This window comes from Acetobacter sicerae, from assembly GCF_011516765.1.
Classification (GTDB): Bacteria; Pseudomonadota; Alphaproteobacteria; order Acetobacterales; family Acetobacteraceae; genus Acetobacter; species Acetobacter sicerae.
This window is the reverse complement of record NZ_JAAABN010000001.1, coordinates 558,727-575,649: the sequence shown is the minus strand read 5'-3', so window position 1 is coordinate 575,649 and position 16,923 is coordinate 558,727. Positions and strand designations below refer to the sequence as shown.

General features: G+C 53.5%; 14 protein-coding genes. 9 read left to right on the top strand and 5 right to left on the bottom strand.

Annotation, left to right across the window (positions count from 1 at the left end; translation table 11 throughout):
* Positions 1 to 248: 248 nt before the first annotated feature.
* The 3 genes from GVI59_RS02575 to GVI59_RS02565 all read right to left on the bottom strand — a co-directional run bounded on the left by GVI59_RS02575 (position 249) and on the right by GVI59_RS02565 (position 5,902).
* Positions 249 to 3,092: an NACHT domain-containing protein gene (locus tag GVI59_RS02575; protein ID WP_173572696.1), complete on the bottom strand. Its 2,844-nt coding sequence runs from the start codon at positions 3,090 to 3,092 to the stop codon at positions 249 to 251.
* Positions 3,093 to 3,373: 281 nt separating this feature from the next.
* Complete coding sequence (dld, locus tag GVI59_RS02570; RefSeq protein WP_173572695.1) at positions 3,374 to 5,086, bottom strand: D-lactate dehydrogenase; 1,713 nt, start codon at positions 5,084 to 5,086, stop codon at positions 3,374 to 3,376.
* A gap of 333 nt (positions 5,087 to 5,419) precedes the next feature.
* A complete protein-coding gene (locus GVI59_RS02565; protein ID WP_173572694.1) occupies positions 5,420 to 5,902 on the bottom strand; it encodes a hypothetical protein in 483 nt (160 codons plus the stop codon).
* Between the two features lie 91 nt (positions 5,903 to 5,993).
* Between GVI59_RS02565 and prmC the strand changes: the two genes are divergently transcribed.
* On the top strand, positions 5,994 to 6,848 hold the full coding sequence (gene prmC, locus GVI59_RS02560; protein ID WP_173572693.1) for a peptide chain release factor N(5)-glutamine methyltransferase: 855 nt from the start codon (positions 5,994 to 5,996) through the stop codon (positions 6,846 to 6,848).
* A gap of 63 nt (positions 6,849 to 6,911) precedes the next feature.
* Here the strand turns inward: prmC and GVI59_RS02555 are convergent, their stop codons facing one another.
* A complete protein-coding gene (locus GVI59_RS02555; protein ID WP_173572692.1) occupies positions 6,912 to 8,114 on the bottom strand; it encodes a D-alanyl-D-alanine carboxypeptidase family protein in 1,203 nt (400 codons plus the stop codon).
* Positions 8,115 to 8,451: 337 nt separating this feature from the next.
* On the opposite strand from GVI59_RS02555, the gene clpS reads away from it, so the two are divergent.
* Positions 8,452 to 8,772 (top strand): ATP-dependent Clp protease adapter ClpS, encoded by a 321-nt coding sequence (gene clpS / locus GVI59_RS02550; protein ID WP_077813012.1) that lies wholly within the window; start codon positions 8,452 to 8,454, stop codon positions 8,770 to 8,772.
* Between the two features lie 184 nt (positions 8,773 to 8,956).
* Here the strand turns inward: clpS and GVI59_RS02545 are convergent, their stop codons facing one another.
* Positions 8,957 to 9,298, bottom strand: coding sequence for an FYDLN acid domain-containing protein (locus GVI59_RS02545; RefSeq protein ID WP_173572691.1), 342 nt, complete (start codon positions 9,296 to 9,298; stop codon positions 8,957 to 8,959).
* A 259-nt stretch (positions 9,299 to 9,557) separates the two neighbouring features.
* Between GVI59_RS02545 and GVI59_RS02540 the strand changes: the two genes are divergently transcribed.
* The 7 genes from GVI59_RS02540 (at position 9,558) to GVI59_RS02510 (ending at position 16,803) form a co-directional block, all read left to right on the top strand.
* Positions 9,558 to 10,772: a lytic transglycosylase domain-containing protein gene (locus GVI59_RS02540; RefSeq protein WP_242012878.1), complete on the top strand. Its 1,215-nt coding sequence runs from the start codon at positions 9,558 to 9,560 to the stop codon at positions 10,770 to 10,772.
* Positions 10,773 to 10,887: 115 nt separating this feature from the next.
* Positions 10,888 to 11,811: a tRNA pseudouridine(55) synthase TruB gene (gene truB / locus GVI59_RS02535; protein WP_173572690.1), complete on the top strand. Its 924-nt coding sequence runs from the start codon at positions 10,888 to 10,890 to the stop codon at positions 11,809 to 11,811.
* A gap of 15 nt (positions 11,812 to 11,826) precedes the next feature.
* Positions 11,827 to 12,096, top strand: coding sequence for a 30S ribosomal protein S15 (gene rpsO / locus GVI59_RS02530; RefSeq protein ID WP_010667834.1), 270 nt, complete (start codon positions 11,827 to 11,829; stop codon positions 12,094 to 12,096).
* A 128-nt stretch (positions 12,097 to 12,224) separates the two neighbouring features.
* Complete coding sequence (locus GVI59_RS02525; RefSeq protein WP_173572689.1) at positions 12,225 to 12,419, top strand: hypothetical protein; 195 nt, start codon at positions 12,225 to 12,227, stop codon at positions 12,417 to 12,419.
* Between the two features lie 7 nt (positions 12,420 to 12,426).
* Complete coding sequence (gene pnp, locus GVI59_RS02520) at positions 12,427 to 14,574, top strand: polyribonucleotide nucleotidyltransferase (protein ID WP_173572761.1); 2,148 nt, start codon at positions 12,427 to 12,429, stop codon at positions 14,572 to 14,574.
* A gap of 135 nt (positions 14,575 to 14,709) precedes the next feature.
* A complete protein-coding gene (locus tag GVI59_RS02515; protein ID WP_173572688.1) occupies positions 14,710 to 16,128 on the top strand; it encodes an NAD(P)H-dependent flavin oxidoreductase in 1,419 nt (472 codons plus the stop codon).
* Positions 16,129 to 16,161: 33 nt separating this feature from the next.
* Positions 16,162 to 16,803 (top strand): LolA family protein, encoded by a 642-nt coding sequence (locus GVI59_RS02510; RefSeq protein WP_173572687.1) that lies wholly within the window; start codon positions 16,162 to 16,164, stop codon positions 16,801 to 16,803.
* Positions 16,804 to 16,923: the final 120 nt, after the last annotated feature.

Here is a 16,923-nt window from a genome sequence, read left to right as displayed (position 1 = left end):
CGATCAAAGGCTCCCAGACGGACCATGCGGTATCGGAAAAGACAGACTGCATCATGCTCATCATAAACAGCTATGCAATCCGTTCCGTCATTCAAGGCCTAACAGGCCCTAAGGTCTGTTATGAGATCAGTTTCATTTTTAAAGCCTAACAGGCCATAATTCTCTTTATATATTTGGAAATGATTCATGGTGGCTTTCTGTGGTTCTGTAATTCCACCATGAACATCAATTTATATAAGTTTTTTATATTATTTACAAAGAATATTACTTATAATTTTACCCATTTTCCCTGTAACTCTTTTTTCTTCTATTAGTTTCCTAGCATCCCCTTTCCATTTATCTGCAATCACATAACCTTTTTCAGTTTTTGAATGACTTTCTTCTTCAAGTAGAACGCCATGAGATATTAATATACCGATATAATCTTCAAGGCTAATCCTACCTATTATGGTAACTTTTCGATAAATATTTTGGCTTTTCCAATTAAAGTGGTTTGCTCTAAATCCAACTTTGATAATTTTATATAAATTGTCTCTAACAGCATTATAGTTATTAGCATCAGATTGATCTTTTGCACTAAAGGCATAAGAAACGTTATCAGAAAAAGTGCATGTATCGTCAAATATGGTTTTGTCCAGCCTATCAGGAATAGAGCGATCATCGAATTTTACGTTTGTATAATAAAATATAATCTCTCCAACAAGATGTTCGCAAGATACTATATTTGTATAGTTTTCAATATAGGAATCAAATACTTTTTTCGATCTCAAATTAAGAGGATAATACTGACCTATAATACAAAAATTTTCCCAATCGTCACCATTAAAAAGAAAGTTATTAACTTTTGTTCTATCGTTTTTATCAGGACAAGTTTTTCCTGCCCAATAAAGAAATGCACTAATAGCTTTTATGTGACTATCTTCTTTAGGAGATCCTTTCGAATTTCTATATGATAATCTGAGTCCTTGGAACCATTGGAAAGTATTTTGAGACATGGAAAAATCTTCTGGATCAAGGATTTTTCTTAGTTCATCGAATAATGGGCCATCACCCTGATAACCTTCGCTAAAAAATTCGACATCAGGATGGCTTTGAAATGTTCCATTCCTGATTTGCCTTGCTAGCAATCGCGATTTAAAGAAGAATGTAAGTGAATCGTATCGAAAACTGACTAACTCTCCTTCTGTGCGAACAAAGGGCACTTTTCCAAAGTTATCGACTAATGCTAAGTTAGGATTGCTTACACATGCCCCCATTACATCTACAAGTTTGGCTCTTGTAGTTTGGGATAATGGTTCGGCTATAATAGCAATTAGTATCGCGAAAAACTCATCCCTTCCTATTTCGCCAAGTGATTGTTTTGCAACTTCTCGGTCAATTATGTTGATAATTAGAATATCTAATGAAGTTTTAAGAAAATAGGAATGTATACTGTCAGTGTGATCGGGAAATTTTCCAGTGGCATTAGTATTTTCTAAAAGAAAATCACAAATTAGCGAAACATACAAAGGAATAATATTATTATTTAGTGAATTAAAATTATTTCCTTCTTGAAAGGTTTCTAATAATTTTTTTGCTTGTGGAATAGCATTGTCTGGTATCTTTTCTTTAAAGTATTTATGTGCATCATCGTTTGAAAAACCTTTCAAACGATAAATGTCAATTTGATGAAAATATCGAAATCTCTGTATTTCGTAATCACGAACTGTCAATATTACTAGTACTTTTCTAAAGTTTTCATCTAATTGTATCAAAGAGTCTATAAACTTCGAAAAATTTAATAGCGCTCCTAGGTGAGATTCGATCTCATCAAAACCATCGATAAGAAGAACTAGGTTTCCACACCCTAAATTTATTTCAAAATTAAGATTTTCCATTTCGTATGTATCGAAAAAGCCCCTCTTAACAGCTAAGGTGTATAGATCACTAACAGACTCAATCAATGGTAAGTCTTCTATATCTCGAAAGTCGGTCGCAGATAGAAGAAGGCCACGTTTATGTTTGTGTTCATCAATATATCGAGCCACATCGTCACAAAAAGTAGTTTTCCCTATACCTGCAGGACCTACAATAATTTGTAGAGGAGCACAACTTTCGCTATTATCTAGCAACCTTCTTATATATGTTCTGGTCGCCTCGTCCTTATGAGAGCTATCATCGTTTTCAAGTTTAGAAATCTTCTGAGGAATTATATATTCTCTATGTTGACTTGAAGATGGAAGCGTTCTCATTTCAGTTGGAAGACAATTTTCCCATAGAAAATCGTCAAAATACTCTATATTTACTTTACGAAAATCATAAGAAATTTTTTGTTTAGAAATAGAATTTATATAAATAGAATTTATCGATTTTTTTCTATCTATTTCTTTTCCTAAAGAATTATATACTCGTGGAGTAATTATTGTTAGCTTATAAGGCATAGATTCTTTTATTTTAACATTAAAAGAATCTATGCTTTTTTCGAGTGACGAATTAGTCCTTAGAAAAAGATATCCTAATTCAACGCCTTCTATCTCAGTTACTATATAATCGTAATATATTTTTGAAAAACTATCCACTTCTTTTTCTTTTGTGAAGACTTTTTGTTTTGGAAATTTAATTTTCACCACATCCTCAGCACGTAAATTTTCGAACCGGCCTCGCTGCAATGCTCTTGGAGGGAAAGCGAGAGTCATCTGATGAGGAAGTTTAGGGGCAACGAGCGTAGTCTGGCCGAAGAAAGCTATATGCAAAGATCGGCATAAGAAGGAGTAAATCTCTTCCTGAGACAAACTTTCAGATACCTCGCCGCCAACATTTCCATGCGAATACTCATTGCCCACCTTCTGAATATAGCTGAGAGAAGAAGAAAATAAACCTGAATCTCGTGTGCCTATAGCATCTATTTCTTTTTTAGCCTTTGATATCAAAGATTCTAGATTTCCGGAAAAATCTTTTTCGTTTCCGATTAATATTAGTTTGCATATTAATTCAGCAGCCTGCCTATAATTATTACCCGCACCGGAAAGAGGAATTGTCTTTCTTTCTTCGATTTCTTCTAATTTTTTCTCCAAATAATATAGGTGATTATCATAATCATTTTTACTAGTCATTCTATCAGACCTCTATGTTAATTGAAATTACACGCGCAAACTATTTTCCTCAGCCTCCGTAATATAATGTCATATTGTGAAAAAATGTATAGTTTACAGTGATAATTTACAGGTTTTTTTCTCAAAAAAGCCTAATGTGAAAATGAAACGCGCTAAAATAGTCGGTTACCTCCAATCTTAGAACTTTCGTACTATGTCCGCTTTGAGGACGCGCTGATTGGCTCCTTACCGTCCGGGATGAGGCGGAAGCAGACGCCTCCGCCCCATTAGCTCCACCAGTCTCAAACGCTCTCAGCCACCCAGTTCTTCCGCTTCGTCGCTTTGCCAATACCCGGGTTCATGCAGTTGCACGGATCAAGCGAACGGTAGTGATCCAGCATCTCCTGCGGGGCCTGATAGAGGTGACCGACATTGTGCTCGGCAGGATATTTCGCACCACGGGCGTCAAGGCCGGGCAGCATGGAATGTTCAACTTCCATGGCGTCATAACCCTTTTTCACGACGTAATCCTGATGCATCACATGGCACAGGAAGTGGCCGTAATAGAGTTTGACGATCAGCTTGTCCTCAATCTCCTTAGGTAGCGTCTCGAACCATTTCCGGTCATTGCGACGCAGGGCCACGTCAAGCGCGACAATATCCTGCGCCTCCCGTGGGTGGACAGCGCGATAACGGATGGCGGCGCCCGCAGCAGCGAAGCGATGCAGGAAGGCGCGTTTGCCTTCATCGTCAGTGCATTTGAAAAACTCGCCTGTCGCCTTGCCGAAGAAATCAGTCAGATAGGCCTGCACGGGGCCTGTGAGTTCGGCTGAGACTTTCAGCATCAGATGATGCTCGAACCGGTCACGATAATTCAGCATCCGTTGCGGAAGCTGCTGGGGCAGAAGATAGCTCAGGGCCTGCATCACCCGATCACTGAAATGCTCAGGCAGAAAGCCGAGCTTTTTGGCGTAGATATCGAAGCGTGACTTCAGGGCGAACATGGTCGGCAGCACTTTCGTGCCGAAATAGCGAATGACCGCGAATGTATCCTTGCCGTATTTTTCAGCAATGTTGAAAGCATCGCGATGGATGTATTCACCGGCGATCGGCAGAGTGTCGAAACCGGTCAGCAGATGGCGACGCAGGTCTTCCAGTTCGTCGGTGCTGTTGGTGCCGATATAGAAAACGCTGGTGTTTTTCTCAGCCGGAAACGTGTCGAGACGCACGGCGAACGTGACCAGCTTGCCTGCGCTTCCGGCGGCCTCGTGCCAGCGGTGCGGGTCGGCATTGAAGCGGGCAGGGGTGTCGGCGTCGATTTCGCGAACATGACTGATATAGTTGCCGTCGTGGCCGCGTCCGGCGTTCCAGTCGATATCGGCCTCGGAAAAGCTGCCCTCTTCCAGCTTGCGGAGCATGGCTTCCGGATCATTACCAAGCTGGATGCCCAGATGGTTGACGAGGCGAAGCTGTCCGTCCTCACCGACCTGACCGAAAATCGCCATTTCGGTGTAAGCCGGTCCGCGCTGCACAAGTGCGCCGCCAGAGTTGTTGCTGACGCCACCAAGGACCGACGCACCGATACAGGAGGAGCCAATCACCGAGTGAGGTTCACGTCCGATCGCGGCCAGCTTGGCTTCCAGTTCGTAAAGCGTGGCGCCCGGCAGGCAGACGACCTGCTTGCCGCCACCGATCAGATGCGAACGATCCAGACGCAGCGTGCTGATGAGCACGATATCACGGTCATAATCATTGCCGTCCGGCGTGGAACCACCGGTCAGGCCGGTATTGGCGGCCTGCATGATGATGATCTTGCCGTCATCGGTGCAGGCTTTCGCCACGCGCCAGAGCTCCACAAGCGAGCCGGGCTGTACAACGGCGAGCACCCGGCCGGCCCCAAAGCGAAAACCATGTGTGAACCGGTAAGTAGCAGCGTCGCCTGTCATGACGTGCGCATGGCCAACAATGGTTTTCAGGGTGGAAATGAGTTCCGGGCTATTCTGGAGAGCAGACATTGTGAAAAGGCCTTGAAACTGTTGTTTTCTTATCAGCTCCACCATAGAGCGCGGGAGAGGAGAAAGGCAGTGCTCCGGGAGAGTTGATGTATATTCTTTTGATATGGCAGAGGTGAAAAAGATAAAATTTACGTCTGGAAAAGCTCACGGCATCGCTTCCCGCCGCAGCAGGTGGCGGTCAGACACCAGCCACGGCAAGACAGGTCCGGAAAACGGGAAGCTCAGGATTTTCTCACAAAGAAGCACCAGTACTTCTCGTGTGGCCTCTCCCGGATTGTTCAATAATGCGTGCAAATCTACGGGAGAGAATTCCGTTCATTCCCGAGATGCGGGTCAGCTTGTCGCGACCGTGCAGGCGCCCTTGCGGCCCGGCTCATGCAGGGCAGTGGAAGGAGAGGACGGATCGATCAGATAGAAATCCGTGAAGTTATCCGCGCCCATCGCCTGAAACACATGCCCGCTCGGATCGTGAAGTGTGCCCTGACTGCTGACGAGGTGGGTCTCGGTCTTTCCTTCGGCGTTCCGCACCACGATCTCGCCGCAGAGCGCGTAGGTGTAGGACGGCTTGTCCGGCACAGAGATGACGGCGCGGCGCTGAGGCGTCTTTTCATCCAGCACCATGGTGGCGACCAGATCGCCGTCAATATAGAGCCGGGAGGTCTCAGAAACTTCCTGTGTCGCCTTGCCGTCTTCCACGATAAACTGGGCAGCCCAGGCTGAACCATTCGTCAGAGCGGTCATCGTTGCCAGCAGGCAGGCGGCTTTGAGGGCGTTGTAAGCATAAGGGCGAGAAAAGCCCGAAGTGCGTGCAGTCATGAGAAACTGTCTCTCTCCGGTAGTGAGATGCTCGCCATCAACCGGCGATGTGTGCGAAAACCGATGTCATGAAACAGCTTTATAATACGTTATGACGCCCGCAGACGATAGCCGGGCGGGAGCCCTGATCAGTCGCGCGGCAGCGTATCTTGCTGAATCCGGAATTGATCAGGCGCGCAGGGAAGCCCGCCTGCTGTTTGAACTGGCTTACGGCAGGGAGGTCAGTTGGCAACTGACACACGCCGATGAAATCATGCCTGACACAGAACTGTTTACCGATTTCGTGCGGCGTCGCGGTGCGGGTGAGCCGATGGCGTATCTCAGCGGCAGGAAAGGATTCTGGACACTCGATCTGGAAGTTACGCCCGATACCCTGATCCCACGCGGAGATACGGAGACGCTGGTGGAAGCGCTGCTTCGGCATCGCCCAGATCGCCAGTCGATAGCATCCGTGCTGGATCTTGGGACGGGAAGCGGCTGCCTGCTGCTGGCAGCACTAAGTGAATATCCGCAAGCTTTTGGAGTGGGTATTGATCGTGCCGAAAGGACCGCGCAACAGGCGCGGAAGAATGCGGCTCTGAATGATCTGGCTTCACGGGCGGATTTCGTGGTGGCCGACTGGAGTGATCCGGTGAACGCCCGTTTCGACGTGATTCTGTCCAATCCGCCCTACATTCCGAAAGACGATATTCCCGGCCTGATGAAAGACGTGGTGGCTTATGAGCCGGGTGCGGCTCTCGATGGCGGTGATGACGGGCTGGATGCTTGCCGTCAGATCATTCCGCGACTGCCGAATCTGCTGGAGCTGCACGGACTGGCTATTCTGGAGTTCGGGATCGGTCAGGAGAAAGACGTGGCAGATATCGCCCGACAATCTGGTCTGTCTGTTGTGGAACTCTGCCCCGATCTGGCGGGGATTATCCGGGCTATTGTCCTGTCGCTCTGAGAGCATCCCGTCGGGTCAGACATTCCGGACAATCGGTTTCCGAGCGCCGCCGGGAAAGACGGCTCAGGTCTTGGAGCGGTGAGCGGACTTGGCTGCACTGTGGACCGAACGGGACACTTCACTGCTTTTGGCGCGCTTTGTAATGGGCGATTTCGCCAGAACATAGTGAATGATGCCGAGCTTCTTGAGACGACTGTTGCGCGGCGCTTCAGCAACCTGAAGCGGCTGCCTTTTCCCTAAACCACTGGCTGCATAGAGACGCAGTTCATGCCGTCGGGATGCGGAGCTGGTGTTGCGGGCAATGACAAGCGGACGGGGCGTGATAGCTCTTCTTTCAACAGGAGCGACGCCTTCATCCTGAAAGCCCTGATCCATCAGGTCAGCCATTGTGCGGGTGCGTTCGGCGTTGGAGGATGCCCCCATGACAACGCCGACCAGTCGCACATTTTCACGAAGGGCGGACGCGACGAGGTTGAGGCCCGCCTGCGCGGTGTAGCCGGTCTTCATACCGTCAGCCCCCGGATAGAAGCGGAGCATCGGGTTATGGTTCGGAATTTCACGCCCATGATAATAGAAAACGGGAGTGGAGAAATAATGGTAGTCTTCAGGAAAATCTGAAATCAGACGACGTCCGAGGGTGGCCAGATCCCGGGCGGTCGTGACCTGATCCGGGTCGGGAAGACCGGACGCATTGCGGAAGGTTGTGGACGTCATGCCAAGCGCATGGGCCTGCGCCGTCATCATGGCGGCGAAACGCACCTCGTCTCCGCCGACCAGTTCACCAAGTGCGCAGGCGGCGTCATTGGCCGACTTGGTGACAAGCCCGAGAATGGCCTGTTCCACTGTAATATAGGAACCCGGCACCAGTCCGAGTTTGGACGGCTCACGGGTGGCAGCCCGCACGGATACGGGAACAGCCTGATCCAGAGAGATCTGTCCGTTACGCAGGGCCTGAAACGCCATGTACAGAGTCATGAGCTTTGTGAGGCTGGCCGGGTAACGCTGGAGGTCAGGATTGATCTGCGCCAGCACTGTGCCTGTGCGAGCGTCCTCGATAAAGGCGCTGACATGACCGACATACTGGGCGCGGGCAGAATCGACGGCGAAGACGGATGAGAGGATGAGAGAGGCGGCGAGTCCTTTTCTGGGTGCGCGTTTGACCACAGACAATATATTGATTTTATGGAAGAAATTCTTCGCCCTGGATCGAGTGTATCCGCCATTCACTTCGGAGAAACAGGCCGGGAATCCAAAGTTCTTTTTCATGGCGGAGCGCACAACAATCCTGATGGGTGTTTGGACAAGAGCTTAACAGTGCCGAATCCATCGTCTAGAGGGAAAATTACTAATATTTTGGAAAATACAAAGCGGTCCGGGCGTTTGTAAGCAACAACTTTTTAAGAAAATTGACGACAGGGTGGCAGCGTCGCTTTGAGCACAACGCAGACTGACCATCAAAAAGGGTTCTGCTGGCCTTGTTCCTGATTTTTTGTTTCCTTGCGCAGTCGGGCGGTTTAGAGAAGCACGATAAGCGTGGCGACCCAGCCTTCTCTGTCAGGAAGAGCCAGGGGAATTGGCGCCGCGGAGCAGCCGAGTGAGTTTCATGACGGAGAATTCAGAAGACAACACATCGGATATCGGCGTTCTGGTCAGGGCTGTCCCCAAGACCAGAAAGCCATCGATGTACAAAGTCCTCATGCTGAATGATGACTACACGCCCATGGAATTCGTCGTGCATGTACTGGAGCGGTTTTTTAACAAAAATCGTGATGAAGCCACCAACATCATGCTGCATGTGCACAAGAAGGGTGTCGGAGTCTGCGGCGTCTTCACGTATGAGGTCGCGGAAAGCAAGGTTTCCCTCGTCATGGATCTGGCGCGACAGAACCAGCATCCGCTTCAGTGCACCATAGAGCGCGACTGAAACACCGGCTTTCAGCGGTTATCGGGATTTCATTGTATGGGAATGCAGGCTTTAGCCGGGCCTGTCCGGTAGCGAACGCGCGGCTCTGATCGCAGGGACGCCCCGCTTTTCAGAACTCTGAATGTGCTTTTAGCCAAGGAAACGGGGCTCTGTCGTATGTGACAGAGCCCCGTTTTGTTACGACTTAGGAGTCGTGTTCGTCTTTCTCGGACGGAACATCAATGTCCGAGCTGATGTCGTCGGCATCGTCATCCAGATCCGATGTGTCCTCAATGACATCATCATCATCGTCATCATCGTCCGCTACGATGTCGAGATCATCATCAACATCATCCTCGTCCGTCTTCGGCTTCGGAGCCTTTACCGGAGTGGCGGGAACGATCTCGCCTGTACGCTTGAGGCGAGGAACTTCAGCCGGCTGCTCAGCCCCGCATTTCGGGCAAACAGCCGGGTCTTTGGTGAGGTCATAGAAACGCGCGCCACACGAGACGCAGACGCGTTTGGAACCGAGTTCGGGCTGGGCCATATGAAACCTGTCGAATTGTATTCGTGGCAGGGGACGCGAATCCCCGACGGTATATGGTGCGACCAGAAGACCCGCACGCAATCTAAGGGCAGGCCACATGCCAGTTCAGACAGTATGCGTCAACCGAGGAAAAGACGTTCCATACCTCTGCACCCAATAAGTCCGTCTCATTTTAGCCTTAATTTTCCATTGGCATACATTCCATTGGCATACACAGGTGTAATGTTGGGATGCGTCCATTCTTTCAAGGGGGCTCGGGATGAGTCGGGGGCAGGCTGTAATCTTTCGGTCCATGACGCTGGGACTCATGCTTGGTCTGGCGGCATGCAGCGGCAGTTCACGGCCGGGCGGCAGTCCATCCCAGTGGGGCCGGGGAGATTATACCCCACCCGGTCCGGCCAGTGATCCGTGGGGACCGTATATTCGTGAGGCAGCCAATCGCTTCACTGTTCCCGAGCAGTGGGTGCGTGCCGTCATGCATCAGGAATCGGGTGGTCACGAATATCAGAATGGTCATCTGACCCGCTCCGGCTCTGGCGCAATGGGCCTGATGCAGCTCATGCCCACCACATGGTCAGAACTGGCGGCGGAATTCGGACTGGGCAACGATCCTTACGAACCGCACGACAACATCATGGCCGGAACCGGCTATATCAGGCAGCTTTATAATAAATTCGGCTCGCCGGGTTTTCTGGCGGCCTATAACGCCGGGCCGGGCCGTCTGGAGCAGTATCTTGAAACCGGCGGCTCACTGCCTGATGAAACGGTCAATTACGTCGCCTCCATCAGCCCGAATCTGGGGGATGCCGTTCCAGCTGTGACGACAACCGCACCGCCGGTCATGGTGGCCAGCGCACGAACTGCGCCGGCTTATACGGTCGCCCAAAACACAGTTACCCAGAACACAGTTGCTCAGAACGCTGTCGCAACAGGTCCCGTGGCTCGTACCTCCGATGGCTGTCTGCGTAATGTCGACGCTGCCTACGACCCGTCAAACTGTCTGGTCGATCGCGACGTGCCGCATGCCGATCCTGCTGCGCCAGTCGCGCCAGTCGCGCCACTCGCACCGCCTCAACCCGCCGTGGAAGTGGCCTCGGCGCCACCAGTCGCAGCACGTCAGCAGGCATTGCCGGTGGAACTGGCAAGTTATGTCGAGCCTGCTTCAACACGAGCCGCTCCGGCTTATCGTCTGACGCCTGTGACTTATACACGACCTGCTTCCGGCGGTGGCGGTTGGGCCGTGCAGGTCGGCGCTTTCTCATCCGGCTCTGATGCGAGAGTCGCTCTGGCGCAGGCACAGGCCATTATCGGCAGAAAAGGTGATGCCAGTCCTGTCGTCACCAGAGTTTCTCCGACGGCGAAATCCCTCTATCGCGCCCGTCTGGTCGGATTTGCCGCGCAGGATGCAACAACAGCCTGCCGTATCCTCCACACCCATTCCGTAGCCTGCTTCGCCGTTCCGCAGTCGACCTGACCACAGGCGGCATGATGCAGGCCGCACAGGCGTTGCGATCCGGGCTGCGCTCGGCTAGACCCGCGCCTTTCCGGGACTGATTTGTCCGGTCACGGGGCAATCGGGAGATGCAGGAATGGCGCGTAACCGTGTTCGCAAGGGGCGGCCTCTGGACGGCTGGCTGGTGATCGACAAACCAACCGGCATGACATCGACGGCAGTGGTCAGCATTCTCAAGCGCGCCTTCAATGCCCAGAAAGTCGGTCATGGCGGCACGCTCGACCCTCTGGCGACCGGCCTTCTGCCCATTGCGATGGGAGCCGCGACCAAGACGGTTCCTTACATTATGGATGGCACAAAGCGGTATCACTTCACCCTTAAACTGGGTGAGGCGAGGGACAGCGACGACGCCGATGGCAATGTCACGGCGACATCCGATGTGCGTCCGACGGATGAGCAGTTGCGGCAGGCCGCGGCGGATCTGACGGGTGACATCATGCAGGTGCCTCCTGTGTTTTCCGCGCTGAAAGTCGCGGGCGAGCGGGCCTACGACATGGCGCGTGACGGTCGTCCGCCCGAATTGCCGCCTCGTCCCGCCCGCATCGACCGTTTCGTGCTGATTGATCGTCCCGATGCCGATCATGCGGTGTTCGAGGTTGAATCGGGTAAAGGCGTTTATATGCGCTCGCTGGCCCGCGATGTGGCGCTGGCCTGTGGAACGGTGGGGCATATTGCTGTTCTGCGCCGGTTGCGGGTCGGCCCCTTCACCGAGGCTGATGCGATTTCACTGGACAAAATCACCGGGAGCGCCGAAGAAGGCCCCGCTTCGCCGGAACTGCTTCTTCCGGTATCGACCGCGCTGGCCGACATCCCGGCGGTGGCCCTGATGCCTGATGAAGCAGCGCTTATCCGACATGGTCAGGCTCTTGGCCTGATGGATTTCATCGACCGTATCCCGCAAACGGGTCCGGACGAGGTGGTCCGCATGATGGACGGGGAAGTGGTCCTGGGTCTGGGACGCCTTGAAGAAGGGTGGCTCAAGCCTGTTCGTTTGCTTTGAGACTGGGAGACGACGATGTCGATTACCGCAGAACGCCGCACGGCGCTGATTGAAGAATACCGCACAACCCCGACCGACACGGGTTCGCCGGAAGTTCAGGTTGCGATCCTCACGGAGCGCATCAACAACCTGACCGAGCACCTGAAGACCCACGCGAAGGACTTCCATTCCCGCCGTGGTCTGCTGGTGATGGTTGGTAACCGTCGCGGCCTGCTCGACTATCTGAAGCGCAAGAGCCAGCAGCGTTACGAGACGCTGATCGGTCGTCTGGGTCTGCGTCGCTGACAGCGGGGTTGGGCAAAAGGAAAGAAGGCGGTCAATCTGCTGTTTTCCCTGCGCCGATAATCCTGTAAAGGTTCGCCCGGGGTTCCGCTTTTGGAGCCTCGGGTTTTTTGCGTCCGGATGGTCCGGACGTGAAGCTGCGCCGTTCCGCATGCGCGGAGGCCGGGCTGGCCACGGCGTTTCAGGCCACATGGCGTTCTGGCGTTTTCGTCAGCCACCATGCCGTCCGAGACGCTGTCTGCATCCGGTTTCTCAAATCCCGGGAATCACAGGGCTGCTATCAGGCCCGGACCGGGGCTGTCGCTGGGGATGGCCGAAAGGTTTGAAGTAAGAATGTTCAATTATTTCCGTAAAGAAATTGAATGGGGCGGTCGTCCGCTGATCCTTGAGACCGGCAAGATCGCCCGTCAGGCGGACGGCGCTGTTGTCGTCACCTATGGCGAGACCGTTGTGCTGTGTACGGCCGTGGGCGCCAAGACCGTCAAGCCGGGACAGGATTTCTTCCCGCTGACAGTCAACTATCAGGAAAAAGCCTACGCTGCCGGCAAGATCCCGGGTGGTTTCTTCAAGCGTGAAGGTCGTCCCTCCGAAGCGGAAACACTCAACTCCCGTCTGATCGATCGTCCGATCCGTCCGCTGTTCCCGGAAGGGTTCCGCAACGAGGTTCAGGTCATCACGACGGTCCTCAGCCATGACATGGAAAACGATCCGGCCATTCCGGCCCTGATCGGTGCGTCAGCAGCGCTGACCCTGTCCGGCATCCCGTTCTTTGGTCCCGTTGCGGCCTGCCGCGTTGGTTACGCCAACGGCGAATACGTGCTGAACCCGACCATTGACGAGACAAAAGAGTCCGATCTCGACCTCGTTGTTGCCGGTACGTCGGAAGGCGTGCTGATGGTGGAGTCGGAAGCCAGCGAGCTTTCCGAGGCCGTCATGCTGGGCGCCGTGAACTTCGGTCACAAGGCTTTCCAGCCGGTCATTGATGCGATCATCGCGCTGGCCGAGCATGCCGCCAAGGCGCCGTGGGAGATGGAAGGTCCGAGCAAGGAAGCCATCGCTCTTCGCAAGAAGGTCGATACGCTGGGCCGCAAGCTGCTGACGGCAGCATATAAGGAAAAGGCCAAGCAGGCTCGCTACGAGAAAATTGCTGCGGCCAAGAAGACGGTCATCGAAAAGCTGACCGCTGCTGATCTGGACGCCGAGGCGGCCAAGCCGATGCTGAAGGATCTCGAAGCTGACATCGTTCGCAACTCGATCCTTGATACGGGCCTGCGCATCGACGGTCGTGACCTTGTCACGGTTCGTCCGATCGTCTCAGAAGTCGGCATTCTGCCGCGCGCCCACGGTTCCGCTCTCTTCACACGTGGTGAGACGCAGGCTCTCGTGATCGCAACGCTTGGCACGGGGCAGGACGAGCAGGTTATCGACGCGCTTGAAGGTGAATATCGCACCAACTTCATGCTGCACTACAACTTCCCTCCGTTCTCGGTCGGTGAGTGTGGTCGTACAGGTTCGCCGGGCCGTCGTGAGATTGGTCATGGCAAGCTGGCATGGCGCGCCATCCACCCGCTGCTGCCGACGAAGGCCGAGTTCCCGTACACGATGCGCGTCGTGTCCGAGATCACGGAAAGCAACGGTTCGTCCTCCATGGCGACGGTCTGCGGTTCGTCTCTTGCCCTGATGGATGCCGGCGTTCCGCTGAAGCGTCCGGTCGCTGGTATTGCGATGGGTCTCATCAAGGAAGACAGCGGTTACGCCGTGCTGTCCGATATCCTTGGCGACGAGGATCACCTCGGCGACATGGATTTCAAGGTCGCGGGAACCGAAGCCGGCATCACCGCGTTGCAGATGGACATCAAGATCACATCCATCACGCCGGAGATCATGGAAATCGCTCTGGAGCAGGCCCGTGGCGGTCGTCTCCACATTCTCGGTGAGATGTCCAAGGCGCTGACGGAAGGCCGTGCAGGCGTGTCTTCCACGGCTCCGAAGATCACGACGATGAGTGTGCCCAAGGAGAAGATCCGCGACGTGATCGGAACGGGCGGCAAGGTCATCCGTGAGATCGTCGAATATTCCGGCGCAAAGGTCGATATCGGCGATGATGGCACGATCACCATCGCGGCATCGTCCGATGAGCAGGCGCAGAAGGCGATCGCCCGTATCAACGGCATCGTGGCCGAGCCGGAAGTTGGTCGTATCTATGACGGCAAGGTTGTGAAAACGGCTGACTTTGGTGCGTTTGTTAACTTCCTTGGTGCCAAGGACGGTCTGGTTCACATCTCCGAACTGGCTCAGGGCCGCGTGGCCCGTACCACGGACGTGGTGAAGCAGGGTGACGCCGTGAAGGTAAAGGTCATCGGTTTCGATGATCGTGGCAAGGTGAAGCTCTCGATGAGGGTTGTAGATCAGGCCACCGGTGCCGATATCACAGCAGACGTCGGCGAGAAGCCTGCACGCGCACCACGCCGCGAAGACTGAGATCTTCCAGGGTCTGAAGTTGGAGCGGGCGTTGCGACTCTTCGGTCGTAACGCCCGTTTCTCTATGGCGCCTGAAGTCGCATCGGGTTAAGAGCGCCGTGTTTGCGGCACGAACAGGGACGATGACGGAACAGCATGAAGTCGATTAACGCAGTTAGGTTGGGGGGCGCTGAAGTCCTGCCTCTGGTTGAGGGTGGAAAAGGTGTTTCCGTTTCGACGGGTGAATCCGCCGGGGCCTGGGCCGCTGCTGGCGGTGCTGGCACGATCTCTGTCGTCAACGCGGATAGCTATGACGAGAATGGCGATGTCGTTCCCCAGATCTACAAGGGGCGCACACGCAGGGAACGTCAGGAAGAACTGATCGACTACGCCATCAGGGGTGGCATTGCCCAGGCCAAAATCGCGCACGAGCGCTCCGGCGGAAAAGGGCGCATCCACGCCAATATCCTCTGGGAAATGGGTGGTTCTGAGCGGGTGATCGAGGGCGTCATGGAAGGCGCTAAAGGTCTGGTTCATGGTCTGACCTGTGGCGCGGGCATGCCCTATCGTCTGTCGGAAATCGCCGCGAAATTCGGCGTTCACTATTATCCTATCGTTTCATCGGCGCGGGCGTTCAACGCGCTGTGGAAGCGCGCCTACAGCAAGGCGGCCGAGCTTCTTGGTGGCGTGGTCTATGAGGACCCGTGGCGGGCAGGGGGTCACAATGGCCTGTCCAACACAGAAAATCCGCTGATGCCGGAGGACCCTTATCCCCGCGTTCTCGCATTGCGGAAGCTGATGCGTACGTTCGGACTTGGAGACACACCCATTATCATGGCGGGTGGCGTCTGGTGGCTCGAAGAATGGCAGGATTGGATCGACAACCCTGAACTGGGGCCGATCGTCTTCCAGTTCGGGACGCGGCCTCTGCTTACGCAGGAAAGCCCCATTCCGGATGCCTGGAAATCACGGCTGCTGACCCTCAAGAAAGGCGATGTCTATCTCAATCGCTTTTCACCGACCGGATTTTATTCTTCCGCAGTGAACAACAGCTTCATGCAGGAACTGCGTGAGCGCTCGGAACGTCAGGTTGCCTATTCGTCGGAACCGCTGGGTGAGCTGGTGGCCCGGTATGGCGTCGGCGCCCGCAAACGCGAAGTCTTTGTGACCGAAGCTGACCTGCTGCACATCAAGGGTTGGGAAGCTGCGGGCTTCACGGAAGCGATGCGCACGCCGGATTCGACCCTGATTTTCGTGACGCCAGATCGTGCGAAGGAAATTCTGGCCGATCAGGTAGCCTGCATGGGGTGTCTGTCGGAATGCCGTTTTTCCAACTGGAGCCAGCGTCCGCCGGAATACAGTAACGGACGCAGAGCCGATCCGCGTTCATTCTGCATTCAGAAAACGCTCCAGACGATTTCGCATGCTGAGGGGCCGGACCAAGCTGAAATTGCTGATCACAACCTGATGTTCGGTGGCACCAATGCCTGGCGCTTTGCGACGGACCCGTTCTACTCGAACGGTTTTGTTCCGACGGTTAAGCAGCTCATCGAACGGATCATGACCGGACGCTGACCGGTATCTGATGGAATGAAGAGGCCACGGACCATGTTCTTTCGACAGAAAAGCGCCACTCTGCTGCGAGCTGTTTTTCTGGCTGGTGGTATGATCATGGCCTCACCCGTTCCGCTGTTCGGGGCAGCTTATGCGGAACCTGCACTCTCACCGGTCGATCAGGGGTGGGTCGCTCGCGTTCAGGACACGATGAACGCTGTCACCACCATGAAAGGCCGTTTTGAGCAGGTTGCGCCAGATGGTCAGCGCACGACGGGCACTGTCTGGCTGGCTCGACCAGGACGGATGCGGTTCGAATATGACAAGCCAAGTCCATTGTTGCTGGTTGCAAACGACGGCAAAGTCGTTTTTCGCGATACCCAGCTTGATCAGACCACGGAAATCCCACTGGAACGCACACCTCTGGGGCTGCTGCTCAGTGAGCATGTCTCGCTCTCGGGTGATGTGACCGTCACCAGTTTTCAGCGCCAGAACGGAACGCTTCAGATATCAGCCGTTCGCACGGCCTCTCCGGGGGAGGGAACGCTGGTTATGCTGCTGTCGGAGCAGCCACTGAGTTTGCAGGGCTGGACTGTTATTGACGCGCAGGGCCGACAGACAAGGGTGGCGCTATCTGATGTAAAGCAGGGCGTGAAGGTTTCAGACTCTCTGTTCGCGTTGCCTCGCGAGAACTGACGCCCTGTGGGGGGCTTCAGGGCTGATCTGTGTTTCTTCCCAGCATATGAAAACTTTTCACGCACCGTATGGTAGGTATTCGGGGCAGATTGTACGGATAGCTGTCTACTTCTCATGATG

Bases quoted from the DNA above. Each gene is read 5' to 3' on its own strand.
- GVI59_RS02575 (WP_173572696.1), bottom strand. From the start codon at position 3,092: ATGACTAGTAAAAATGATTATGATAATCACCTATATTATTTGGAGAAA.
- dld (WP_173572695.1), bottom strand. From the start codon at position 5,086: ATGTCTGCTCTCCAGAATAGCCCGGAACTCATTTCCACCCTGAAAACC.
- GVI59_RS02565 (WP_173572694.1), bottom strand. From the start codon at position 5,902: ATGACTGCACGCACTTCGGGCTTTTCTCGCCCTTATGCTTACAACGCC.
- prmC (WP_173572693.1), top strand. From the start codon at position 5,994: ATGACGCCCGCAGACGATAGCCGGGCGGGAGCCCTGATCAGTCGCGCG.
- GVI59_RS02555 (WP_173572692.1), bottom strand. From the start codon at position 8,114: ATGAAAAAGAACTTTGGATTCCCGGCCTGTTTCTCCGAAGTGAATGGC.
- clpS (WP_077813012.1), top strand. From the start codon at position 8,452: ATGACGGAGAATTCAGAAGACAACACATCGGATATCGGCGTTCTGGTC.
- GVI59_RS02545 (WP_173572691.1), bottom strand. From the start codon at position 9,298: ATGGCCCAGCCCGAACTCGGTTCCAAACGCGTCTGCGTCTCGTGTGGC.
- GVI59_RS02540 (WP_242012878.1), top strand. From the start codon at position 9,558: ATGAGTCGGGGGCAGGCTGTAATCTTTCGGTCCATGACGCTGGGACTC.
- truB (WP_173572690.1), top strand. From the start codon at position 10,888: ATGGCGCGTAACCGTGTTCGCAAGGGGCGGCCTCTGGACGGCTGGCTG.
- rpsO (WP_010667834.1), top strand. From the start codon at position 11,827: ATGTCGATTACCGCAGAACGCCGCACGGCGCTGATTGAAGAATACCGC.
- pnp (WP_173572761.1), top strand. From the start codon at position 12,427: ATGTTCAATTATTTCCGTAAAGAAATTGAATGGGGCGGTCGTCCGCTG.
- GVI59_RS02515 (WP_173572688.1), top strand. From the start codon at position 14,710: ATGAAGTCGATTAACGCAGTTAGGTTGGGGGGCGCTGAAGTCCTGCCT.
- GVI59_RS02510 (WP_173572687.1), top strand. From the start codon at position 16,162: ATGTTCTTTCGACAGAAAAGCGCCACTCTGCTGCGAGCTGTTTTTCTG.